This is a genomic window from Pseudomonas sp. AK181, assembly GCF_051122975.1.
GTDB classification, from domain to species: domain Bacteria; phylum Pseudomonadota; class Gammaproteobacteria; order Pseudomonadales; family Pseudomonadaceae; genus Aquipseudomonas; species Aquipseudomonas lactis.
The window spans coordinates 5269357-5293608 of record NZ_CP146348.1 but is presented as its reverse complement, the minus strand read 5'-3'; the positions used below and the strand labels follow the sequence as shown (position 1 = coordinate 5293608).

At 59.2% G+C, this 24252-nt stretch carries 13 protein-coding genes, 2 tRNA genes and 3 rRNA genes; 16 read left to right on the top strand and 2 right to left on the bottom strand.

Annotation, left to right across the window (positions count from 1 at the left end):
• Positions 1 to 95: 95 nt before the first annotated feature.
• From pssA to V8689_RS24115, 14 genes are all read left to right on the top strand, one after another.
• Positions 96 to 953, top strand: a complete 858-nt coding sequence (gene pssA, locus V8689_RS24180) for a CDP-diacylglycerol--serine O-phosphatidyltransferase (RefSeq protein WP_032895300.1) — start codon at positions 96 to 98, stop codon at positions 951 to 953.
• A gap of 63 nt (positions 954 to 1016) precedes the next feature.
• Complete coding sequence (gene msrP, locus V8689_RS24175; RefSeq protein WP_056785093.1) at positions 1017 to 2030, top strand: protein-methionine-sulfoxide reductase catalytic subunit MsrP; 1014 nt, start codon at positions 1017 to 1019, stop codon at positions 2028 to 2030.
• Positions 2030 to 2650, top strand: coding sequence for a protein-methionine-sulfoxide reductase heme-binding subunit MsrQ (gene msrQ / locus V8689_RS24170; RefSeq protein WP_056785095.1), 621 nt, complete (start codon positions 2030 to 2032; stop codon positions 2648 to 2650). The genes msrP and msrQ overlap by 1 nt, the downstream gene beginning before the upstream one ends.
• A 488-nt stretch (positions 2651 to 3138) precedes the next feature.
• Positions 3139 to 4675 (top strand): 16S ribosomal RNA (locus tag V8689_RS24165).
• Positions 4676 to 4757: 82 nt separating this feature from the next.
• A tRNA-Ile gene (locus V8689_RS24160) sits at positions 4758 to 4834 on the top strand.
• Between the two features lie 30 nt (positions 4835 to 4864).
• Positions 4865 to 4940, top strand: a tRNA-Ala gene (locus V8689_RS24155).
• A gap of 247 nt (positions 4941 to 5187) precedes the next feature.
• Positions 5188 to 8079, top strand: a 23S ribosomal RNA gene (locus V8689_RS24150).
• A 158-nt stretch (positions 8080 to 8237) separates the two neighbouring features.
• A 5S ribosomal RNA gene (gene rrf, locus V8689_RS24145) occupies positions 8238 to 8353 on the top strand.
• The 16S, 23S and 5S rRNA genes sit together here with 2 tRNA genes alongside, the layout of an rRNA operon.
• Before the next feature lie 160 nt (positions 8354 to 8513).
• Positions 8514 to 11966, top strand: coding sequence for an exodeoxyribonuclease V subunit gamma (recC, locus tag V8689_RS24140; protein WP_056788634.1), 3453 nt, complete (start codon positions 8514 to 8516; stop codon positions 11964 to 11966).
• A complete protein-coding gene (gene recB / locus V8689_RS24135) occupies positions 11963 to 15634 on the top strand; it encodes an exodeoxyribonuclease V subunit beta (RefSeq protein ID WP_056788637.1) in 3672 nt (1223 codons plus the stop codon). The genes recC and recB overlap by 4 nt, the downstream gene beginning before the upstream one ends.
• Complete coding sequence (gene recD / locus V8689_RS24130) at positions 15631 to 17700, top strand: exodeoxyribonuclease V subunit alpha (RefSeq protein WP_056788640.1); 2070 nt, start codon at positions 15631 to 15633, stop codon at positions 17698 to 17700. Before recB ends, recD begins: the two co-directional genes overlap by 4 nt.
• 141 nt (positions 17701 to 17841) lie before the next feature.
• Positions 17842 to 18408 (top strand): YfiR family protein, encoded by a 567-nt coding sequence (locus V8689_RS24125; protein WP_056788643.1) that lies wholly within the window; start codon positions 17842 to 17844, stop codon positions 18406 to 18408.
• On the top strand, positions 18405 to 19667 hold the full coding sequence (locus V8689_RS24120; RefSeq protein WP_056788648.1) for a diguanylate cyclase domain-containing protein: 1263 nt from the start codon (positions 18405 to 18407) through the stop codon (positions 19665 to 19667). Before V8689_RS24125 ends, V8689_RS24120 begins: the two co-directional genes overlap by 4 nt.
• A 5-nt stretch (positions 19668 to 19672) precedes the next feature.
• The gene (locus tag V8689_RS24115; protein ID WP_056788651.1) at positions 19673 to 20161 is read left to right on the top strand and encodes an OmpA family protein; all 489 of its coding nucleotides are present in this window, start codon (positions 19673 to 19675) and stop codon (positions 20159 to 20161) included.
• A gap of 127 nt (positions 20162 to 20288) precedes the next feature.
• Here the strand turns inward: V8689_RS24115 and V8689_RS24110 are convergent, their stop codons facing one another.
• Positions 20289 to 21236 carry a LysR family transcriptional regulator gene (locus tag V8689_RS24110; RefSeq protein ID WP_056788654.1) on the bottom strand — a complete coding sequence of 316 codons (948 nt, stop codon included), beginning with the start codon at positions 21234 to 21236 and terminating at the stop codon, positions 20289 to 20291.
• A 131-nt stretch (positions 21237 to 21367) separates the two neighbouring features.
• Between V8689_RS24110 and V8689_RS24105 the strand changes: the two genes are divergently transcribed.
• Positions 21368 to 22885, top strand: coding sequence for a CoA-acylating methylmalonate-semialdehyde dehydrogenase (locus V8689_RS24105; protein ID WP_056788658.1), 1518 nt, complete (start codon positions 21368 to 21370; stop codon positions 22883 to 22885).
• A gap of 15 nt (positions 22886 to 22900) precedes the next feature.
• Positions 22901 to 23785: a 3-hydroxyisobutyrate dehydrogenase gene (gene mmsB, locus V8689_RS24100; protein WP_056788661.1), complete on the top strand. Its 885-nt coding sequence runs from the start codon at positions 22901 to 22903 to the stop codon at positions 23783 to 23785.
• Between the two features lie 109 nt (positions 23786 to 23894).
• Here the strand turns inward: mmsB and V8689_RS24095 are convergent, their stop codons facing one another.
• Positions 23895 to 24239, bottom strand: a complete 345-nt coding sequence (locus V8689_RS24095) for a cupin domain-containing protein (RefSeq protein WP_003194115.1) — start codon at positions 24237 to 24239, stop codon at positions 23895 to 23897.
• Positions 24240 to 24252 lie beyond the last annotated feature (13 nt).

Below are 24252 nucleotides of genomic sequence, written 5' to 3'. Positions count from 1 at the left end.
GAGGGCCGGTTCTGGTATAAAGCTGCATCGTTTGCAGGCGAACACTCGCTGCAAGTATCTGTCGAATTTTTTCACACCGTTGCAAGGTAAAGTCCATGAGCGAACGTCCCGAAGAGCCAAACCAGGCTTCCGACGCCGAAAGCATGCTGCCGATCGATGAACATGTCGAAGAAGGGCATGACGCCGAAGGCCGCAAGGTCCGGCATCGTGGCATCTATCTGCTGCCCAACCTGTTCACCACGGCGAACCTGTTCGCCGGCTTCTATTCCATCATCAACTCCATGAGTGCCCAGAGTGCGCTGGCGGCGGGTGATGCGGCGAGTGCCAGCAAATACTTCGGTTTTGCCGCGATCGCAATCTTCGTGGCCATGGTGCTCGACGGCCTGGACGGGCGCGTGGCGCGCATGACCAATACCCAAAGTGCCTTCGGCGCCGAGTACGACTCGCTGTCGGACATGGTTGCGTTTGGTGTCGCCCCCGCACTGCTGGCGTTTGCCTGGGCATTGGGTGACATGGGCAAGGTCGGCTGGATGGTCGCCTTCATCTACGTCGCGGGCGCCGCTTTGCGCCTGGCGCGCTTCAACACCCAGGTGGGGACTGCCGACAAGCGCTACTTCATCGGCCTTGCCAGCCCGGCAGCGGCGGGGGTTGTCGCGGGGATTGTCTGGGCGTTCAGCGACTACGGGATTCAGGGGTCGAAGATGTCGTTCTTGGTTGCCCTGATGGTGGCGGCGGCCGGCATGCTGATGGTCAGCAACATCAAGTACAACAGCTTCAAGGAGTTCGACCTCAAGGGGCGCGTGCCTTTTGTGGCCATCCTTGTTGTAGTGCTGGTGTTCGCTGTCGTGTTCAGTGATCCACCGCGTATCCTGCTGCTGGCGTTCCTGGCCTACGCCGCTTCGGGCCCTATTCAGTACTTGTTGCGTCTGCGTCGGGACAAAACATTGCCTTAATGTAATTTCCCCCATACTCCGCAGTCTATTGGTGCATCAGTTCTCCAACGCTGCGGAGTTGCCATGTTAATCAAATTACCCAAAGCGTCCGATTGTCACGAATCGGATGTCACGCCTGAATCCTTCTACCTCTCTCGCCGCAGCCTGCTCGGTGGTGCGCTCGCTGGTATTGCCGCCAGCAGCTTGCCGCGTTGGGCCAGTGCGGGCGATGCCTCGCGGTATGCCGATGTCGAGCCGGGCAGCGCGCCCAGCTGGTTGACGGAAAAACTTCCGAATACGAAGTGGCAGGCGGTGACGGTCAAAGATGAGGCCATCACTCCATTCAAGGACGCAACCCACTACAACAACTTCTATGAGTTCGGGACAGGCAAGGGCGATCCGGCGACGAATGCGGGCTCGCTCAAGACGCAGCCCTGGAGCGTGGTGATAGATGGTGAAGTCGCAAAGCCTGGGCGCTATGCCCTGGAGGACTTCATGAAACCCTATGAATTGGAAGAGCGCATCTACCGCCTGCGTTGTGTCGAGGCATGGTCCATGGTGATTCCGTGGATAGGCTTTCCCATCTCGGCGTTGCTCAAGCAGGTCGAGCCTACCTCTAAAGCCAAGTACATCCGTTTTGAAACCCTTCAGGATCCCAAGAGCATGCCTGGGCAACGCTCAAGTTTCGGCTTGATCGACTGGCCTTATGTAGAAGGGTTGCGCCTGGATGAGGCGATGAATCCGCTGGCGATCCTCGCTGTGGGTATGTATGGGCGGGAGTTGCCTAACCAGAACGGCGCGCCGTTGCGCCTGGTGGTGCCGTGGAAGTATGGCTTCAAGAGTGTGAAGTCCATCGTGCGGATCAGTCTGGTCAGTGAGCAGCCGAAAACCACCTGGCAGAGTATTGCGGCTGATGAGTATGGGTTTTATGCGAATGTGAACCCTACGGTCGATCACCCGCGCTGGACCCAGGCGCGTGAGCGTCGTCTGCCGAGCGGCCTGTTTAGTCCGAATGTGCGCGAGACGCAGATGTTCAATGGCTATTCGGATGAGGTCGCTTCTTTATATACCGGCCTCGATCTACGGAAGAATTACTGATGCGCTATCCCATCTGGCGCATCGGCGTGTTTGTAGCCGCCGCAGTGTGGCCATTGCTCTGGTTGTATGAGGCGTGGAGTTCCGCGCTGGGGCCTGACCCTGGCAAGGTGCTCGTCGATCGCTTGGGTTTGGGAACGTTGATTCTGTTGCTGATCACACTTGCCATGACGCCGCTGCAGAAGTTGAGCGGTTGGGCGGGGTGGATAGCGGTGCGTCGACAGTTGGGGCTGTGGTGCTTTGCTTATGTCGTGCTGCACCTGGCGGCCTATTGCGTGTTTGTCCTGGGGCTGGATTGGTCGCAGCTCGGCGTAGAGTTGAGCAAGCGGCCCTACATCATTGTGGGTGCGCTGGGGTTTGTTGCTCTCCTGATGCTGGCCGTCACATCGAACCGCTACAGCCAGCGCCGGTTGGGGAGCCGCTGGAAGAAGCTGCACCGCTTGGTCTATGTGATTCTTGGGCTCGGTTTGCTGCACATGTTATGGATAGTGCGAGCGGATCTGAAGGAGTGGGCTATCTACGCTTCTATAGGTGCGCTGCTTCTATTGCTGCGGGTGCCCCCAGTAATGCGCCGGATCCCTCGCCTTATTGCTAAAAAACCGCCTTCTGCAACAAAAGCCTAATTAAGTCTTGACGGCAGATTCTAGACGCCTATAATTCGCCCCACTTCCGGCGCAGTCGAAACGGAAAACTCCTTGGTAAACAATGAGTTACGCAGTTCTCGACAGCAAGTTGCTTCAGTTCATCGAAGCCAAAAGGAAGTTGAAAAAGAGGTGTTGACAGCAGCGTGTAACGCTGTAGAATTCGCCTCCCGCTTACGAGAGATCGCAAGCGCAAGTGGTTGAAGTTGTTGAAGAATTCTTCGAAAACTTCTGAAAATAACCACTTGACAGCAAGTGAGGCTGCTGTAGAATGCGCGCCTCGGTTGAGACGAAAGATCTTAACCAACCGCTCTTTAACAACTGAATCAAGCAATTCGTGTGGGTGCTTGTGGAGTCAGACTGATAGTCAGCAAGATTATCAGCATCACAAGTTACTCCGCGAGAAATCAAAGATGTAACCAACGATTGCTGAGCCAAGTTTAGGGTTTCTTAAAAACCCAAAGATGTTTGAACTGAAGAGTTTGATCATGGCTCAGATTGAACGCTGGCGGCAGGCCTAACACATGCAAGTCGAGCGGTAGAGAGAAGCTTGCTTCTCTTGAGAGCGGCGGACGGGTGAGTAATGCCTAGGAATCTGCCTGGTAGTGGGGGATAACGTTCGGAAACGGACGCTAATACCGCATACGTCCTACGGGAGAAAGCAGGGGACCTTCGGGCCTTGCGCTATCAGATGAGCCTAGGTCGGATTAGCTAGTTGGTGAGGTAATGGCTCACCAAGGCGACGATCCGTAACTGGTCTGAGAGGATGATCAGTCACACTGGAACTGAGACACGGTCCAGACTCCTACGGGAGGCAGCAGTGGGGAATATTGGACAATGGGCGAAAGCCTGATCCAGCCATGCCGCGTGTGTGAAGAAGGTCTTCGGATTGTAAAGCACTTTAAGTTGGGAGGAAGGGTTGTAGATTAATACTCTGCAATTTTGACGTTACCGACAGAATAAGCACCGGCTAACTCTGTGCCAGCAGCCGCGGTAATACAGAGGGTGCAAGCGTTAATCGGAATTACTGGGCGTAAAGCGCGCGTAGGTGGTTTGTTAAGTTGGATGTGAAATCCCCGGGCTCAACCTGGGAACTGCATTCAAAACTGACTGACTAGAGTATGGTAGAGGGTGGTGGAATTTCCTGTGTAGCGGTGAAATGCGTAGATATAGGAAGGAACACCAGTGGCGAAGGCGACCACCTGGACTAATACTGACACTGAGGTGCGAAAGCGTGGGGAGCAAACAGGATTAGATACCCTGGTAGTCCACGCCGTAAACGATGTCAACTAGCCGTTGGAAGCCTTGAGCTTTTAGTGGCGCAGCTAACGCATTAAGTTGACCGCCTGGGGAGTACGGCCGCAAGGTTAAAACTCAAATGAATTGACGGGGGCCCGCACAAGCGGTGGAGCATGTGGTTTAATTCGAAGCAACGCGAAGAACCTTACCAGGCCTTGACATCCAATGAACTTTCTAGAGATAGATTGGTGCCTTCGGGAACATTGAGACAGGTGCTGCATGGCTGTCGTCAGCTCGTGTCGTGAGATGTTGGGTTAAGTCCCGTAACGAGCGCAACCCTTGTCCTTAGTTACCAGCACGTAATGGTGGGCACTCTAAGGAGACTGCCGGTGACAAACCGGAGGAAGGTGGGGATGACGTCAAGTCATCATGGCCCTTACGGCCTGGGCTACACACGTGCTACAATGGTCGGTACAGAGGGTTGCCAAGCCGCGAGGTGGAGCTAATCCCATAAAACCGATCGTAGTCCGGATCGCAGTCTGCAACTCGACTGCGTGAAGTCGGAATCGCTAGTAATCGCGAATCAGAATGTCGCGGTGAATACGTTCCCGGGCCTTGTACACACCGCCCGTCACACCATGGGAGTGGGTTGCACCAGAAGTAGCTAGTCTAACCTTCGGGAGGACGGTTACCACGGTGTGATTCATGACTGGGGTGAAGTCGTAACAAGGTAGCCGTAGGGGAACCTGCGGCTGGATCACCTCCTTAATCGACGACATCAGCTGCTCCATAAGTTCCCACACGAATTGCTTGATTCATTGAAGAAGACGAAAAGAAGCAGCCCGAAATTGGGTCTGTAGCTCAGTTGGTTAGAGCGCACCCCTGATAAGGGTGAGGTCGGCAGTTCGAATCTGCCCAGACCCACCAATTTTGTGTGGGAAACGCCTGTAGAAATACGGGGCCATAGCTCAGCTGGGAGAGCGCCTGCCTTGCACGCAGGAGGTCAACGGTTCGATCCCGTTTGGCTCCACCACTACTGCTTCTGTTTGTATAAAGCTTAGAAATGAGCATTCCATCGTTGTGATGGTGAATGTTGATTTCTAGTCTTTGACTAGTTCGTTCTTTAAAAATTTGGGTATGTGATAGAAAGATAGACTGAACGTTACTTTCACTGGTAACGGATCAGGCTAAGGTAAAATTTGTGAGTTCTCTTAACTGAGAAATTCGAATTTTCGGCGAATGTCGTCTTCACAGTATAACCAGATTGCTTGGGGTTATATGGTCAAGTGAAGAAGCGCATACGGTGGATGCCTTGGCAGTCAGAGGCGATGAAAGACGTGGTAGCCTGCGAAAAGCTTCGGGGAGTCGGCAAACAGACTTTGATCCGGAGATGTCTGAATGGGGGAACCCAGCCATCATAAGATGGTTATCTTGTACTGAATACATAGGTGCAAGAAGCGAACCAGGGGAACTGAAACATCTAAGTACCCTGAGGAAAAGAAATCAACCGAGATTCCCTTAGTAGTGGCGAGCGAACGGGGACTAGCCCTTAAGTGGCTTTGAGATTAGCGGAACGCTCTGGAAAGTGCGGCCATAGTGGGTGATAGCCCTGTACGCGAAAATCTCTTAGTCATGAAATCGAGTAGGACGGAGCACGAGAAACTTTGTCTGAATATGGGGGGACCATCCTCCAAGGCTAAATACTACTGACTGACCGATAGTGAACTAGTACCGTGAGGGAAAGGCGAAAAGAACCCCGGAGAGGGGAGTGAAATAGATCCTGAAACCGTATGCGTACAAGCAGTGGGAGCCCACTTTGTTGGGTGACTGCGTACCTTTTGTATAATGGGTCAGCGACTTATTTTCAGTGGCGAGCTTAACCGAATAGGGGAGGCGTAGCGAAAGCGAGTCTTAATAGGGCGTCTAGTCGCTGGGAATAGACCCGAAACCGGGCGATCTATCCATGGGCAGGTTGAAGGTTGGGTAACACTAACTGGAGGACCGAACCGACTACCGTTGAAAAGTTAGCGGATGACCTGTGGATCGGAGTGAAAGGCTAATCAAGCTCGGAGATAGCTGGTTCTCCTCGAAAGCTATTTAGGTAGCGCCTCATGTATCACTGTAGGGGGTAGAGCACTGTTTCGGCTAGGGGGTCATCCCGACTTACCAAACCGATGCAAACTCCGAATACCTACAAGTGCCGAGCATGGGAGACACACGGCGGGTGCTAACGTCCGTCGTGAAAAGGGAAACAACCCAGACCGTCAGCTAAGGTCCCAAAGTTATGGTTAAGTGGGAAACGATGTGGGAAGGCTTAGACAGCTAGGAGGTTGGCTTAGAAGCAGCCACCCTTTAAAGAAAGCGTAATAGCTCACTAGTCGAGTCGGCCTGCGCGGAAGATGTAACGGGGCTCAAACCATACACCGAAGCTACGGGTATCACGTAAGTGATGCGGTAGAGGAGCGTTCTGTAAGCCTGTGAAGGTGAGTTGAGAAGCTTGCTGGAGGTATCAGAAGTGCGAATGCTGACATGAGTAACGATAATGGGTGTGAAAAACACCCACGCCGAAAGACCAAGGTTTCCTGCGCAACGTTAATCGACGCAGGGTTAGTCGGTCCCTAAGGCGAGGCTGAAAAGCGTAGTCGATGGAAAACAGGTTAATATTCCTGTACTTCTGGTTATTGCGATGGAGGGACGGAGAAGGCTAGGCCAGCTTGGCGTTGGTTGTCCAAGTTTAAGGTGGTAGGCTGGAATCTTAGGTAAATCCGGGATTCTAAGGCCGAGAGCTGATGACGAGTTACCTTTTAGGTAACGAAGTGGTTGATGCCATGCTTCCAAGAAAAGCTTCTAAGCTTCAGGTAACCAGGAACCGTACCCCAAACCGACACAGGTGGTTGGGTAGAGAATACCAAGGCGCTTGAGAGAACTCGGGTGAAGGAACTAGGCAAAATGGCACCGTAACTTCGGGAGAAGGTGCGCCGGTGAGGGTGAAGGACTTGCTCCGTAAGCTCATGCCGGTCGAAGATACCAGGCCGCTGCGACTGTTTATTAAAAACACAGCACTCTGCAAACACGAAAGTGGACGTATAGGGTGTGACGCCTGCCCGGTGCCGGAAGGTTAATTGATGGGGTTAGCTAACGCGAAGCTCTTGATCGAAGCCCCGGTAAACGGCGGCCGTAACTATAACGGTCCTAAGGTAGCGAAATTCCTTGTCGGGTAAGTTCCGACCTGCACGAATGGCGTAACGATGGCGGCGCTGTCTCCACCCGAGACTCAGTGAAATTGAAATCGCTGTGAAGATGCAGTGTATCCGCGGCTAGACGGAAAGACCCCGTGAACCTTTACTATAGCTTTGCACTGGACTTTGAATTTGCTTGTGTAGGATAGGTGGGAGGCTTTGAAGCGTGGACGCCAGTCTGCGTGGAGCCATCCTTGAAATACCACCCTGGCAACTTTGAGGTTCTAACTCAGGTCCGTTATCCGGATCGAGGACAGTGTATGGTGGGTAGTTTGACTGGGGCGGTCTCCTCCTAAAGAGTAACGGAGGAGTACGAAGGTGCGCTCAGACCGGTCGGAAATCGGTCGTAGAGTATAAAGGCAAAAGCGCGCTTGACTGCGAGACAGACACGTCGAGCAGGTACGAAAGTAGGTCTTAGTGATCCGGTGGTTCTGTATGGAAGGGCCATCGCTCAACGGATAAAAGGTACTCCGGGGATAACAGGCTGATACCGCCCAAGAGTTCATATCGACGGCGGTGTTTGGCACCTCGATGTCGGCTCATCACATCCTGGGGCTGAAGCCGGTCCCAAGGGTATGGCTGTTCGCCATTTAAAGTGGTACGCGAGCTGGGTTTAGAACGTCGTGAGACAGTTCGGTCCCTATCTGCCGTGGACGTTTGAGATTTGAGAGGGGCTGCTCCTAGTACGAGAGGACCGGAGTGGACGAACCTCTGGTGTTCCGGTTGTCACGCCAGTGGCATTGCCGGGTAGCTATGTTCGGAATAGATAACCGCTGAAAGCATCTAAGCGGGAAACTAGCCTCAAGATGAGATCTCACTGGAACCTTGAGTTCCCTGAAGGGCCGTCGAAGACTACGACGTTGATAGGTTGGGTGTGTAAGCGCTGTGAGGCGTTGAGCTAACCAATACTAATTGCCCGTGAGGCTTGACCATATAACACCCAAGCAATTTGACTACTCTAACGAGCATCAGATTGCGGTGTGTGAAGACGAAGATGAACCGAAAGTTCGACGCTCACAAAACACCGAGATCTATCACTTACCCAATTTGCTGAAGCGAGGCCAACTGGCCACGACTCAGTACCCGAATTTCTTGACGACCATAGAGCATTGGAACCACCTGATCCCATCCCGAACTCAGCAGTGAAACGATGCATCGCCGATGGTAGTGTGGGGTTTCCCCATGTGAGAGTAGGTCATCGTCAAGATTAAATTCCGAAACCCCAATTGCGAAAGCAGTTGGGGTTTTGTTTTGGGCGCTCGAAAAGTGTCCACCTTGTCCCCGTACACTTGTTCGTCCTGTGTCCGCCCCGTGCATCACAGTGCTAAAGTCCACCCCTCGATTTTGCTTTTCCCAAGGAAGCCGTTATGCCGGACGCGACGTCCCTCAGCCCTGGATTCATGGTGGTTCATGGCAACCGCCTGGACGAGCTGCGAAGCCTGGTGGTCAGTTGGATGCGCCGTTACCCACTGGCACCTTTGGAAAACGAAATCGCCCTGGTACAAAGCAACGGCATTGCCCAGTGGCTCAAGCTGGCCTTGGCCGAAGACCCGCAAGCCGATGATATGGGCGGCTGTGGCATTGCCGCAGCCATCGACGTGCAACTGCCTGGCAGCTTTATGTGGCAGCTTTATCGGATGGTCTTGGGCCGTGATGAGATCCCGCCCAAGTCCCTGCTTGATAAAGCCCCGCTGACCTGGCGCCTCATGCGCCTGTTACCCGAGCTGATCGACCAACCGCACTTCGAGCCGCTGCAACGCTTCCTGACGCAAGACACCGACCTGCGCAAGCGCTACCAACTCGCCGAGCGCCTGGCTGACTTGTTCGACCAATACCAGGTCTACCGTGCCGACTGGCTGGAAGATTGGGCCGCAGGCCGGCACCAACTGCGCAATGGTCGAGGCGATTCCAAACCGCTCAACCCGGCCAACTGCTGGCAAGCCGAGCTATGGCGCGCGCTGCTGTTGGATGTAGGTGAAGCAGGCATGGCCGAAAGCCGGGCCGGCGTTCATCAGCGCTTCATCGAGCGCATCAACAGCCTTGAACAAGCACCACCCGGCTTGCCTCCCCGGGTAATTGTCTTCGGCATCTCATCGCTGCCGGCCCAGGCGCTGGAAGCCTTGGCGGGTTTGGCCCGTTTCAGCCAGGTCCTGCTCTGCGTGCACAACCCTTGCCGCCATCATTGGTCGGACATCGTCGCTGACAAGGACTTGCTGCGTAACGAATACAAACGCCAGGCGCGCAAAGCGGGCATGCCGGTCACTATCGACCCACAAACCTTGCACCAGCACGCCCATCCGCTGCTTGCTGCCTGGGGCAAGCAGGGCCGTGATTACATCAGTTTGCTGGACAGCTACGATGACCCCAACAGCTACCGCACGGCATTCCGCGACGGTCGTATCGACCTGTTCAGCGACAGCGAACCTACCACACTGCTCAACCAACTCCAGGACGATATCCTCGAACTGCGCCCGTTGAATGAAACCCGTGAGCTCTGGCCCGCTGTCGACTTGCAACGCGATACTTCGATCCGTTTCCACATTGCCCACAGCGCCCAGCGCGAAGTGGAAATCCTCCACGACCAATTACTTCATCGCTTCAGCGCCGACCCCACCTTGCGCCCTCGGGATATCATTGTCATGGTCCCCGACGTCGACAGCTACGCACCGCATATTCGCGCGGTCTTCGGCCAGCTCGAACGGCATGACCCACGCTTCATCCCCTTCACCCTCACAGACCAAGGCCAACGCGGTCGCGACCCGCTGTTGATCGCCGTCGAGCACTTGCTCAAACTTCCCGACAGCCGCTTCCCTGTCAGCGAAATCCTCGACCTGCTCGACGTCCCGGCCCTGCGCGAACGCTTCGCCATCAAAGAGCGTGACCTGCCCACCTTGCATCGCTGGATCGAAGGCGCCGGCATCCGCTGGGGCCTGAACGCCGAGCAACGCGCCGGTTTAGGCCTGCCCACGGAGCTGGAGCAAAACAGTTGGCGATTCGGCCTGCGCCGTATGCTGCTGGGCTATGCCGTCGGCACCGGCACGGCCTGCGACGGTATTGAGCCTTATGACGAAATCGGTGGCCTCGATGCGGCCTTGATCGGCCCGCTGGTCGCCTTGCTTGACGCCTTGAACGATGCCCATCAAGCGTTATCGGAAGCCGCCTCGCCGCAAGCCTGGGGCGAGCGTCTACAGCGCTTGATGCAGCTGTTTTTCCTGCCCAGCAGCGAGCACGATGACTACCTGCTCGGCCAGCTCGAACAATTAAGAGAAACCTGGCTGGAAACCTGCGAGTCCGTCGGCTTGCAAGACGAGTTGCCCCTTACGGTCGTACGTGAGGCATGGCTGGCCGGATTGGATCAGGGGCGCCTGTCCCAGCGTTTCCTGGCGGGAGCGGTCAATTTTTGTACGCTGATGCCCATGCGTGCGATCCCGTTCAAGCTGGTTTGTCTGCTGGGCATGAACGACGGCGATTACCCGCGGGCCCAGCCACCCCTGGATTTTGACCTGATGGGCAGTGATTACCGCCCCGGCGACCGTTCTCGCCGCGAAGACGACCGCTACTTACTGCTCGAAGCGCTGCTGTCGGCCCGCGACCAACTGTATATCAGCTGGGTAGGCCGCAGCATCCGTGACAACAGTGATCGCCCGGCCTCGGTGCTGATCGGCCAACTGCGCGACCACCTGGCCAGCGGTTGGCAGCACGCCAGCAGCAATCAGCCGCTGATCGACGCAATGACCCAGGAGCACCCCCTGCAACCCTTCAGCGCCCGCTACTTCCACGAAGGCGAGTCGCTGTTCAGCTACGCCCGCGAATGGCAATTGCTGCATCAGGCACCGGCGGTCATCACCCAAGAGCAAGGCTTGGCGCCGCACCAACAGGAAGAACCCCTGAGCCTTGGCCAGTTACAGGACTTCCTGCGCAATCCGGTCAAACACTTCTTCAGCCAGCGCCTGAAAGTATTCTTCGAAGCCGCCGAAGTGCCCCTGGCGGACGAAGAACCCTTCGTGCTGGACGCGTTGCAACGCTACAACCTCAGCGACAGCCTGCTGAACGCGGCGCTCACCCAACCCGATCAACTCGATCAGGCGCTCAACGCCCAAGCCCTGCGCCTGCAAGGCAGCGGGTTGCTGCCGATGGTGGGTTTCGGTGAATGCCTGCGTAACGAGTTGATCGAGCCGTTGCCCGATCTGGTGCAACGCTATCAACACCTTCTGGCGCTGTGGCCCACCCCGCATACCGGCGCTGAACCGATCAGTTTTGCGTACCAAGGCATCCAGCTGGAAGGTTGGATCAGCGGCCTGCACCGACGCAGTGATGGCGGGCTGTTAAGCGTCACCACCATCCCCAACAGCATTGGCTCGATCAAGACACGCAAGTGGCATCGCCTCATCCGCCCCTGGGTCAATCACGTGGTGGCCTGTGCCTGTGGTCTGCCATTGAGCACCGGCCTAGTAGCCAGTGACGACACCCTGCTGTTGGCCCCGTTGGACAAGGCCAGCGCCGAGGACATCCTCGGCAACCTGCTCCTGGCCTGGCGCACGGGAATGAGTACACCGCTACCGGTCGCAGTGAAAACCGCGTTCGCCTGGCTCGGCCAGACTGACCCTGCCAAGGCCCAAGCGGCTGCGAGCAAAGCCTATGAAGGCGATGGCATCACCACTGACGGCGAACGCCGCGAAACGCCCGCCCTCACGCGGCAATTTCCCGACTACGCGGCCTTGGTCGCCAGTGAAGAATTCGAAGGCTGGTGCGAAACCCTGTATCGCCCGCTGATCAACGCCCCCTGGCGATCGCTTTCCAGCACGGAGGCCAACGCATGATCGGCAAACCCTTGGCCCTGGCGTTCCCGCTCAAAGGCAGCCAGTTGATTGAAGCCAGTGCCGGCACCGGCAAGACCTTCACCATCTCCGCCTTATACCTGCGCCTGGTGCTCGGCCACGGCGGAGATGAATCCGGTTTCGGCCGCGAACTGCTGCCACCGCAAATCCTCGTGGTGACGTTCACCGACGCCGCCACCAAAGAGCTGCGAGAACGCATTCGCATCCGCCTGGCCGAAGCCGCGCGCTTCTTCCGTGACGAAATCGAACAGCCCGATGCGCTGATCGCAGACCTGCGCGAGCACTATGATCCGCAACAATGGCCGGCCTGTGCCAATCGCCTGGACATCGCCGCGCAATGGATGGATGAAGCGGCGGTTTCGACGATCCACAGTTGGTGCCAGCGCATGCTGCGCGAACACGCGTTCGACAGTGGTAGCCTGTTCACACAAACCCTGGAAACCGACCATAGCGACCTGCTAGGCGAAGTGCTGCGCGACTACTGGCGCTTGTTCTGCTACCCAATGCATGACGATGCCCTCAACTGGGTGCGCAATAATTGGGGCGGCCCCGCGGCGCTGATGCCACGGGTGCGCGCGCTGTTCGGCAGCGAGCGGCCCACCGATGAAACCCGCGAGCCAGCCGAACTGATCAGCGCCTGCCTGCAAGAACGCCGCGCCGCGCTGGTTACCCTCAAGGCACCCTGGCAACAGTGGGCCGCCGAGCTGCGGGATATTTGCCTGCAAGCCGTCGCCGCCAAAGCGGTCGATGGGCGCAAGATGCAAGCGCGTTACTTCGAACCCTGGTTCGAAAAGATCGGCGCCTGGGCCGCTGACGAAACCCTGGAGCAACTGGACATCGGCACCGGCTTCACCCGCTTGACGCCCGATGGCATGGCCGAAGCCTGGAAAGGCGAGCCGCCGCAGCACCCCGGCATCCAAGCCATGGCCGGCCTAAAAGCCAGCCTCGACGCCTTGCCAACGCCCGACGCGGCGGTGCTGCAACACGCTGCCGGCTGGGTCGGCAAGCGCTTCGAAGAAGAGAAACGTCGCCGCGCCGAGATGGGGTTTGACGACATGCTGATCCGCCTCAACGCCGCCCTCCAGGCAGACGGGGGCGAGCGTCTGGCCAGTGTGATCCGCGAGCAATTCCCGGTGGCCCTGATCGATGAATTCCAAGACACCGACCCGGTGCAATACAGCATCTTTGACAGCATCTACCGCATCGAGGAAAACCATCTCGACAGCGGCCTGTTCCTGATCGGCGACCCCAAGCAGGCGATCTACGCCTTTCGCGGCGCCGACATCTACACCTACTTGCGCGCCCGGCAGGCCACCACCGGCCGCCATCACACCCTGGGCACCAACTTCCGCTCCAGCCATGCGATGGTCGAGGCGGTGAACCATGTGTTCCAGCGTGCCGAAACCGGCCGTGGCGCGTTCCTGTTTCGCCAGCCTAATGGCGATAACCCGGTGCCGTTCCATTCGGTACTGTCCCAAGGCCGCAGCGAGCAGTTGCAGGTCGACGGCCACACGCTGCCGGCCATGAACCTCTGGCACCTGCCCACCGACCAGCCGATTTCCAACGCGGTTTACCGTCAGCAACTGGCCGCCGCCTGCGCTACGCAGATCGTTGCGTTGCTCAATGGTGGACAGCAAGGCACGGCAGGCTTTGTGAAAGCGGGGCGCTTGAAGGGCGTGTTGCCGTCAGACATCGCCATCCTTGTGCGCGACGGCAAGGAAGCCCAAGCCGTACGGGCGCAACTGGCCAGCCGTGGCGTGCGCAGTGTGTACCTGTCGGATAAAGACTCGGTGTTTGCCGCCCAGGAAGCCCATGACCTGCTGGCCTGGCTCAAGGCGTGCGCCGAGCCGGACGTCGAACGGCCATTAAGGGCGGCTCTGGCCTGCGTCACCCTGAACCTGTCCCTGGCGGAGCTGGAGCGTCTGAACCAGGACGAGCTGGCGTGGGAATCGCGGGTGATGCAGTTCCGTGGTTACCGTGCCATCTGGCGTACCCAAGGCGTGTTGCCAATGCTGCGGCGCCTGCTCCACGACTTCAAGCTGCCGCAAACCCTCATCGCCCGCAGTGATGGCGAGCGGGTGCTGACTAACTTGTTGCACCTCAGTGAATTGTTGCAGCAGGCCGCGTCGGAGCTGGATGGCGAGCAGGCGTTGATCCGTCATTTGGCCGAGCATCTGGCGCTGTCGGGGCAGGCCGGTGAAGAACAGATCCTGCGCCTGGAAAGCGACGAGCAATTGGTCAAAGTGGTGACCATCCACAAATCCAAGGGCCTGGAATACGACTTGGTGTTCTTGCCCTTCATCTGTTCGGCCAAGCCCGTGGATGGCAGTCGCTTGCCGCTGCATTACCACGATGAACAGGGCAAGTCCCACGTCAGCCTGCGACCCACCGCCGAGCTGATCGCCCAAGCCGACGATGAGCGTCTGGCCGAAGACCTGCGTTTGTTCTACGTGGCCTTGACCCGCGCCAAACACGCCTGCTGGCTGGGCATCGCCGACCTCAAGCGCGGCAATAACAACAGCTCGGTCTTGCACCTCTCAGCGCTGGGCTATCTGCTGGGAGCCGGCGCGTCGTTGGACGAATCAGCGGGTCTGGCGCGCTGGTTGCTGGACTTGCAGCAAGGCAGCGCGGCCATCGGTTATGACCTTGTGCCCGACGCCCAAGACATCCTGTTCCACCCGCCGCGCAATCAAGCGACCCTGCTCGCGCCGTTGCTGCCTGTACGCAAGGCCGCGGAAAACTGGTGGATTGCCTCCTACAGCGCCTTGCGCATCGGCGACAGCATGAGCGCCGCCAGCCTTGAAGCGCCCGAAAGCCCACAGGCCCAGAAGCTGTTCGATGACGAACGCCTCGACCCCGATGCCCCTCGGGAAACGCTCGCCTCCGGTGGGGATATTCATCGTTTCCCACGCGGCCCTAACCCCGGCACCTTCCTTCACGGCTTGTTGGAATGGGCCGGTGAAGAAGGTTTCAACGTGACGCCCGAGGCCATCGAAAAAGCCGTGGGCGCACGCTGTAACCGCCGCAACTGGGAAGGCTGGATCGTCACCCTCAGCGGCTGGCTGGAGCACCTGCTGCAAACGCCGCTGCCCCTGCACAACGACCGCTTCACCCTCAGCGGCCTGCAGCAGTACCAGATCGAGATGGAGTTCTGGTTTGCCAGTCACACCGTCGACGTGCTCGCCCTCGACAAATTGGTGTGCCAGCACACCCATGGCGGCGTGTCCCGTGTGGCCGCCGAACCGGTGCTGCTCAACGGAATGTTCAAGGGCTTTATCGACCTGACGTTCGAGCACGATGGCCGTTATTACGTGGCCGACTACAAATCCAATTGGCTTGGCCCTGACGATTCGGCCTACACCCAGGACGCCATGGAACACTCAATCCTCGAGCATCGGTACGACCTGCAATACGTACTTTACCTGCTGGCCCTGCACCGCCAACTCAAGGCGCGCCTGCCCCATTACGATTATGACCAGCACGTCGGCGGGGCCCTGTACCTGTTCCTGCGCGGTAGCCAGTCGGTGAGCCAGGGTGCGTATTTCACCCGACCACCCCGTGAGTTGATCGAAAGCCTGGACCTGTTGTTCCAGGGCAAGCCCATCCCGCCCAAGGTTGAGCCTGCCTGGGAACAAGGAGTGTTGTTATGAGCCTGTCGCCGTTACCGCTGGAGGCGCTTTTGCCCCTAGATCGCGCCGCCGACCTGCTGCAGTTGCTTGCGCGTTGGGTCGAGCGGGGTTGGCTGCGGGCCCTGGACAAAGCCTTCGTCGGCTTCCTGTACGAGTTGGACCCAAACGCCGATCCGCTGGTGCTGCTGGCGGCGGCCTTGACCAGCCATCAACTGGGCCATGGCCATGTCTGCCTGGATGTGTTCGAAACCCTCAAAGCGCCGGATTTCGCCTTGTCCTTGCCGCCCGAAGGCGACCTGCACACCGGGGCCATGCTGCTGCCCTCGCAGTTGCTGCACGGCCTGGACGGCGGCCATTGGTGCCATGCCCTGGCTTCAAGCCCGTTGGTCGCGCTGGCCGTCGATGGCAGCGAGGAGGCCCGCAGCCGCCCGTTGGTGTTGTCTGGCAAGCGCCTGTACCTGCGCCGTTACTGGACCTACGAGCGGCGTATCGACCACGCCCTGCGCCTGCGCCTGGCCAGCGTGGAAGACGCCGCCGCCGATCTGCCGCAACGCCTCAATCGCCTGTTCGACCAACCGGCGCCCGATGGGGTGATTGACTGGCAAAAGCTCGCCTGCGCCCTGGCGACCCGCGGCGCCTTCAGCATCGTCACCGGCGGCCCCGGTACCGGCAAGACCACCACCGTGGTGCGCCTGCTCGCGCTGTTGCAGGCGCCCGCCGTGGAGTCCGGCAGCCCGTTGCGCATCCGCCTGGCCGCGCCCACCGGTAAAGCCGCTGCCCGCCTGACCGAATCCATCAGCCAGCAAGTGCTGTCACTGACAGTGCCCGACAACGTGCGGGAAAAAATCCCCACCCAGGTCACCACAGTTCACCGCTTGTTGGGCAGCCGTCCGGGCACCCGGCACTTCCGTCATCACCTGGGCAACCCCTTGCCCTTGGATGTGCTGGTGGTGGACGAAGCCTCGATGATCGACCTGGAAATGATGGCCAACCTGCTCGACGCCCTGCCGCCCCATGCGCGCCTGGTATTGCTGGGCGACAAGGACCAACTGGCCTCGGTAGAAGCGGGGGCCGTACTCGGCGATTTGTGCCGCGATGCCGAAGCCGGCTGGTACAGCCCGCAGACCCGATACTGGCTGCAAGCCGTCAGCGGTGAAGACCTCAGCACCAGCGGCCTGCAAGAGGACCTCGATGGCAGCCATCCCCTGGCCCAGCAAGTAGTGATGCTGCGCTATTCGCGCCGCTTCGGTGAGGGCAGCGGTATTGGCCAACTGGCGCGTTGGGTCAACCAGCAAAACGCAGAAGAGGCCCGCCAGCTGCTAGCCGCAGGCCATCACGACGACCTGTTCTGTGTCAGCCTCAAGGGCGAACATGACTACGCCCTTGAGCGCCTGGTATTGGACGGGCAGGGCGATGGCGCCCAGGGATACCGCTACTACCTGAACCTGCTGCAATCGGCGCGTCCCTCTGCCGACACACCGCGTGACGATCCAGCCTGGACCGCTTGGGCGCAACAATTGCTGCACGCCTTCGACGCGTTTCAGCTGCTGTGCGCCGTGCGCAAAGGCCCCTGGGGCGTCGAAGGGCTCAACCTGCGCATCACCGCGGCGTTGCGCAAGGTACGCCTGATCGAAGGTGATGAGCAGTGGTACGAAGGCCGCCCCGTGCTGATGACCCGCAACGACTACGGCCTGGGCCTGATGAACGGCGACATCGGCATCGCGCTGAAATTGCCCGAAAGCGATGGCGGCCCCCACGTGCTGCGGGTGGCCTTTCCACGTAACGATGGCCAGGGCGGCGTGCGCTTTGTATTGCCCAGCCGCTTGAATGATGTGGAAACCGTGTACGCCATGACCGTGCACAAATCCCAGGGCTCGGAGTTCACTCACACCGCGCTGATCCTGCCGGATGCCCTCAACCCGGTGCTGACCAAAGAGCTGATCTATACCGGTATCACCCGTGCCAAGCTCTGGTTCAGCCTGATCGAGCCGCGCGGCGGCGTGTTTGAGGAAGCAGTACGGCGCAAGGTCAAGCGCCTGAGTGGATTGATGTTGGAGTTGGACCATCTGTCTGAAAAAAATGACTGATAGGTCAGGCGATATTTCTCATTCAGACGTCTGATTTTTCTGAAAAAATAGCGAACCCCTCGAATGCTGTGCTTCGTGGGGATGTCCGCCGCTGTGCTATCGTTGCGGCATCACCCTGAAAACCCTTGAGAGTATCGCTGCATGAACGTGGCTGTCTCGCCCAAAGCGCGCAGTATGAGTTGGAGACGCCTGTTACTGGTGACGATGCTGTGCCTGCTTGCGCCGCGCCTATTTGCGCAGACGCCCAGCCTGGCGGAGCACCGTGCCCAGGCGGTCACCCAAGTGGTGCTCGGTATCCTCAGCTACGCCCGTTGGCCGGTGGAGCCGCAGACGTTGCGCTTGTGCATCGTCGGGCCCACCCAGTACACCGACGACCTGATCAAGGGCACCACGCAGGCCACTGGCCGTCCGGTGTCGGTGCGCCGTTTGCTGGCCGACCATCCCGATATCGTCAGTGCCTGCGACGCGGTCTACATCGGCAAGCTGAGCATGGATGAACGCAACCGGCTGTTCACATCGTTGATAGGCCACCCGGTGCTCAGCATCAGCGAAGGCGGTGACCAATGCACCGTGGGCAGCCTGTTTTGCCTGCGGGTGAGCGATGAGCAAGTGTCGTTCGAAGTCAACCTGGACTCCGTTGCCCGCAGCGGCGTGCGCATTCACCCCAGCGTGCTGCAACTGTCGCGCCGTCGAGCGCCTGTGCCATGAGGTTCGCTAAAGGGCGGCCGACTCTGCGCTCGGTCATTGGCCGTGGGCACATGATCCTGGCGCTGGTGGCGGTGACCCTGGCCAGCGTCTCCCTGACTTTGCTTGGCGTGCTGGCGCTACGCGTTTACGCCGAGCACAACTTGCATTTGATCGCACGTTCCATCAACTACACCGTCGAAGCGGCCGTGGTGTTCAACGACAGTTCGGCGGCCACCGAAGCCTTGAGCCTGATCGCCTCTACTGAAGAAGTTGCCCAGGCCGAAGTCTTCGACGATGAAGGCAAACTGCTGGCGCAATGGGTGCGACCGAACACCGGCATGTTGTCCCAGGTTGAGCTTCAACTGGCGCATGCCTTGCTTGAGCAGCCCATCAACCAACCGATTCTCCATCAAGGGCAAACGGTCGGCAGCATTCACCTGACCGGTCATGGCGGCAGCCTGCTGCGCTTCTTGCTGAGCGGCCTGGCGGGGATTCTGATTTGCACCGCCCTGAGTGCCTGGGTGGCCTTGCACTTGTCGCGACGCCTGCTGGACGGGATCACCGGCCCGCTGCAAAGCCTCGCTGCCGTGGCCCATGCCGCCCGCAGCGAACGTGACTTTGACCGCCGTGTGCCCCCGGCAGAGATCGCCGAACTCGACAGCCTGGGCAGCGACTTCAATGCCCTGCTCGGCGAGATGGGTGCCTGGCAGACTCACCTGCAAAGCGAAAACGAAACCCTGGCCCACCAGGCCAGCCACGACAGCCTCACCGGCCTGCCCAACCGCGCGTTCTTCGAAGGCCGGCTGATCCGCGCCTTGCGCAGCGCGGCGAAGGTCAACGAGCGGGTGGCGGTGCTGTTCCTCGACAGCGACCGCTTCAAAGACATCAATGACCGCTTTGGCCATGCCGCCGGCGACGCCGTGCTGGTGGCCGTTGCCGACCGCGTGCGGGCGCAACTGCGCGAGGACGACCTGGTGGCGCGCCTGGGCGGTGATGAATTCGCCGTATTGCTGGCGCCCCTGCACAAGGCCGAAGACGCCCAGCGCATCGCCGACAAAATCATTGCCAGCATGGACGCGCCGATCCCACTGCCAGGCGACAGCCAGGTGTTGACCTCCCTCAGTATCGGCATTGCGATTTATCCCGAGCACGGCGCCACACCTGGCACCTTGCTCAACGCCGCCGACGCGGCGATGTACCAGGCCAAACGACTGTCCTCGGGCGGCCAGCAAACGGCGGAGTCGGAGCACCCCGTCGCCAACGTTCAACACAGGAGTTGATTCCCTTGTTCGCTAACACACGCGTTTTATTTATTTCTTTGCTCGTGGCCTTCCTGGCCCTCAGCGGCTGCCAGACGCCACCCAAAGGCCTGACCCCGGCGCAAGTCGCCGTGCTCAAGCAACAGGGCTTCGAGCTGACCGATGAAGGCTGGGCCTTCGGCCTGTCCGGCAAAGTGCTGTTTGGCAGCGACGTCGAAACCCTCAACAAACCTAGCACCGACATCGTCGAACGCATCGGTGGCGCCCTGGTTGGCGCCGGCATTGAGCGCGTGCGCGTTGACGGCCACACCGACGCCTCGGGCAAAGAACCCTACAACGTGGCCCTGTCCCTGCGCCGCGCCAAAAGCGTGGGCAAGGTGCTGACCCGCGTGGGCATGAAAGAAGAAAACATCCAACTGCGCGGCCTGGGCAGCAGCGAGCCGGTGGCGCCGAACACGACCCCAGCAGGCCGCACCGAGAATCGCCGGGTCTCCATCGTAGTGATCGCAGACTAAGCGGGTTCACCTTCCCCCTGCTGAAATGCATTCAATATGTGGGAGCTGGCTTGCCTGCGATGGCGGTTGATCTGTAGATATAGCTTCTGCTGATACACCGCTATCGCAGGCAAGCCAGCTCCCACATTTAGTCTGCAAACCGCATTTCCCTCGTCTCTCCCATCAACAACCCTCGGTTCTGCTCCGTCACTTCCCGAATGTAATCCCACAACAACGTAATCCGCTTCAACTTCCTCAAATCCTCCCGGCAATACATCCAGAACTGCCGCGTAATCGCAATCTGCTCCCCCAGCACCGGCAGCAAGCGCGGGTCCTGCGCGGCCAGGAAGCACGGCAATATCGCCATCGACCGGCCTTGCTGGGCCGCCACGTACTGCGCGATCACGCTGGTACTGCGCAGGCTGGCGCTGGCGCCGGGCACCACATTGGCCAGGTACAGCAACTCCGAGCTGAAGGCCAGATCATCCACATAGCTGATAAACGGATGCTCGGCCAAATCCGCAGGTTTGCCGATCGGCGGGTGTTGGTCGAGGTAGTCCTGGGTGGCGTAGAGCTGCAGCTTGTAGTCGCACAGTTTGCAGCACACATACGGCCCGTGTTCCGGGCGTTCCAGGGCGATGACGATGTCGGCTTCGCGCTTGGACAGGCTGATGAAGTGGGGCAGGGGCAGGATGTCCACCGAGATCGCGGGATAAGTGTCGACAAAGTGGCTCAGTTGCGGGGTGACGAAGAAACTGCCGAAACCTTCGGTGCAGCCCATACGCACATGCCCGGACAGCGCGACGCCGGAGCCGGACACCTGTTCGCAGGCCATGTGCAGCGTGCTTTCAATGGATTCGGCGTAACCCAGCAACCGCTGGCCTTCGCTGGTGAGCACGAAGCCGTTGGTCCGGGATTTTTCGAACAGCAGCGTGCCGAGGGACACTTCCAAAGAGCTGATGCGCCGCGACACGGTGGTGTAGTCCACCGCCAGGCGCTTGGCGGCGACGCTGGCCTTGCGGGTGCGGGCCACTTCGAGGAAGAACTTCAGGTCATCCCAGTTCAGGGCGCCCAGGGAGGTGATGTTTTTTTGCATATTGGACCGGCTTTTATGTGCGTTCTTATTAGAGATTTGCACATCTATACTCCAAAAACAGTCCGAACGCCTCATTCTTCAAGGCGATTCACGCGCCTTGTCTCTGTATAAATATAAGAGTTGGAGACCACATGAACGCATCTGCCGATATTTCCGTGCAACCGGTCAAGTTGCTGATCAATGGCGAGTGGGTCGAGTCCAAGACCACCGAGTGGCAAGACATCGTCAACCCCGCCACCCAGCAAGTGCTGGCCAAAGTCCCGTTTGCTACTGCCGATGAAGTCAACGCCGCCATTGATGCTGCCCATCGCGCCTTCCAGACCTGGAAGCTGACGCCGATCGGTGCGCGCATGCGCATCATGCTCAAGCTGCAAGCCTTGATCCGCGAACACTCCAAGCGTATCGCCGTGGTCCTTAGCGCCGAGCAGGGCAAGACCATTGCCGATGCCGAGGGCGATATTTTCCGTGGCCTGGAAGTGGTGGAGCACGCCTGTTCCATCGGCACCCTGCAAATGGGCGAGTTCGCCGAGAACGTGGCCGGCGGCGTGGATACCTACACCCTGCGCCAGCCTATCGGCGTGTGCGCCGGCATCACCCCGTTCAACTTCCCTGCGATGATTCCGCTGTGGATGTTCCCGATGGCGATTGCCTGCGGTAACACCTTTGTACTCAAACCGTCCGAGCAAGACCCATTGTCGACCATGCTACTGGTGGAGCTGGCGCTGGAAGCCGGTGTACCGGCCGGTGTGCTCAACGTGGTGCATGGCGGCAAGGACGTGGTGGATGCGCTGTGCACTCACAAAGACATCAAGGCGGTGTCCTTCGTCGGTTCGACGGCTGTGGGCACCCATGTCTACGACCTGGCCGGCAAACATGGCAAGCGTGTGCAATCGATGATGGGCGCCAAGAACCATGCAGTGGTGCTGCCGGATGCTAACCGTGAACACACCCTCAACGCCCTGGTCGGCGCCGGTTTCGGCGCGGCTGGCCAGCGTTGCATGGCCACCTCGGTGGTGGTGCTGGTGGGCGCGGCCAAGCAATGGCTGCCAGACCTCAAGGCCCTGGCACAAAAGCTCAAGGTCAACGCCGGCAGCGAAGCGGGCACGGATGTCGGCCCGGTGATCTCCAAGCGCGCCAAGGCACGTATCCTGGAGCTGATCGAAAGCGGCGTGAAACAAGGCGCCAAGCTGGAATTGGACGGCCGCGACATCAAAGTGCCGGGCTTTGAGCAAGGCAACTTTGTCGGCCCCACCCTGTTTTCGGGCGTGACCACCGACATGCGCATTTACACCGAAGAAATCTTCGGCCCGGTACTGGTGGTGCTGGAAGTCGATACCCTCGATGAAGCCATCGCGCTGGTCAACGCCAACCCGTTCGGTAACGGCACGGGCCTGTTCACCCAGAGCGGCGCGGCGGCGCGTAAATTCCAGAGCGAGATCGATGTGGGCCAGGTCGGCATCAACATCCCGATTCCGGTGCCAGTGCCATTCTTCAGCTTCACCGGCTCGCGCGGTTCCAAGCTCGGCGACCTCGGCCCGTACGGCAAGCAAGTGGTGCAGTTCTACACCCAGACCAAAACCGTCACCAGCCGCTGGTTCGACGACAACACGGTCAACGATGGCGTCAACACCACCATCAACCTGCGCTGAACCTGGGAGACGACCATGAAGATTGCATTTATCGGCCTGGGCAACATGGGCGCGCCCATGGCCCGCAACCTGATCAAGGCTGGCCACGCGCTGAACCTGTTCGACCTGAACCAGGCCGTACTCAAGGAACTCGCCGAACTGGGCGGCACCATCAGCAGCTCACCGCGTGACGCCGCTCAAGGCGCCGAACTGGTGATTACCATGCTGCCGGCCGCCGCCCATGTACGCAGCGTGTGGCTCAATGAAGACGGCGTGCTCGCGGGCATCGGCAAAGGCGTGCCTGCGGTGGATTGCAGCACCATCGACCCGCAAACCATCCGTGATGTAGCGGCTGCGGCAGCCAAACAAGGCGTGGCAGTGGCCGATGCGCCGGTGTCCGGTGGCACCGGCGGTGCCCAGGCCGGGACGCTGACCTTCATGGTCGGCGCCAACCCAGAATTGTTCGCCACCCTGCAACCGGTGCTGGCGCAGATGGGCCGCAACATCGTGCACTGCGGTGATGTCGGCACTGGGCAAATCGCCAAGATCTGCAACAACCTGCTGCTGGGTATCAGCATGGTCGGCGTCAGTGAGGCCATGGCCCTGGGCGATGCCTTGGGCATCGACACTCAAGTGTTGGCGGGCATTATCAACAGCTCCACCGGGCGTTGCTGGAGCTCCGACACCTACAACCCGTGGCCGGGCGTGATCGAAACCGCGCCGTCATCCCGTGGCTATACCGGTGGTTTTGGTGCCGACCTGATGCTCAAGGATTTGGGCCTGGCGACGGAAGCCGCACGCCAGGCACACCAGCCGGTGATCCTCGGCGCAGTGGCCCAGCAGTTGTATCAATCGATGAGCCAGCGTGGGGAAGGGGGCAAGGACTTCTCGGCGATCATCAACAGCTATCGCAAGCTGTAGGAGCGAGCTTGCTCGCGAAAAAGGTGAGAGCAACGCGTTCATCCTGGATGAGCGCGTTTTCGTTGGCGATTTTCGCGAGCAAGCTCGCTCCTACAGGGACGGGGATGGGTCAGGCAAACACAAAATACTTACGCACCGTCTCGACCACTTCCCACGTTCCTTTCATCCCCGGTTCCACCACAAAGATATCCCCAGCCCGCAGATGGATCGGCGCCATGCCCTCAGGCGTGATCACGCAATAGCCTTCCTGGAAATGGCAGTATTCCCACTTCACGTATTCCACGTACCACTTACCCGGCGTGCAGATCCAGGTGCCCATGATCTTGCTGCCGTCTTCGCTGGTGTAGGCGTTGAGGTTGACGGTGTGCGGGTCGCCTTCGAGCTTTTCCCATTTGCAGGCATCCAGGACCGGCAGTGGGTGGGTGTCGCGCAGTACGGTAATGGGCTTGGACATGATGACTCCGAGG

Coding starts and splice junctions, on each gene's coding strand:
- pssA (WP_032895300.1), top strand. CDS start 96: ATGAGCGAACGTCCCGAAGAGCCAAACCAGGCTTCCGACGCCGAAAGC.
- msrP (WP_056785093.1), top strand. CDS start 1,017: ATGTTAATCAAATTACCCAAAGCGTCCGATTGTCACGAATCGGATGTC.
- msrQ (WP_056785095.1), top strand. CDS start 2,030: ATGCGCTATCCCATCTGGCGCATCGGCGTGTTTGTAGCCGCCGCAGTG.
- recC (WP_056788634.1), top strand. CDS start 8,514: ATGCCGGACGCGACGTCCCTCAGCCCTGGATTCATGGTGGTTCATGGC.
- recB (WP_056788637.1), top strand. CDS start 11,963: ATGATCGGCAAACCCTTGGCCCTGGCGTTCCCGCTCAAAGGCAGCCAG.
- recD (WP_056788640.1), top strand. CDS start 15,631: ATGAGCCTGTCGCCGTTACCGCTGGAGGCGCTTTTGCCCCTAGATCGC.
- V8689_RS24125 (WP_056788643.1), top strand. CDS start 17,842: ATGAACGTGGCTGTCTCGCCCAAAGCGCGCAGTATGAGTTGGAGACGC.
- V8689_RS24120 (WP_056788648.1), top strand. CDS start 18,405: ATGAGGTTCGCTAAAGGGCGGCCGACTCTGCGCTCGGTCATTGGCCGT.
- V8689_RS24110 (WP_056788654.1), bottom strand. CDS start 21,236: ATGCAAAAAAACATCACCTCCCTGGGCGCCCTGAACTGGGATGACCTG.
- V8689_RS24105 (WP_056788658.1), top strand. CDS start 21,368: ATGAACGCATCTGCCGATATTTCCGTGCAACCGGTCAAGTTGCTGATC.
- mmsB (WP_056788661.1), top strand. CDS start 22,901: ATGAAGATTGCATTTATCGGCCTGGGCAACATGGGCGCGCCCATGGCC.
- V8689_RS24095 (WP_003194115.1), bottom strand. CDS start 24,239: ATGTCCAAGCCCATTACCGTACTGCGCGACACCCACCCACTGCCGGTC.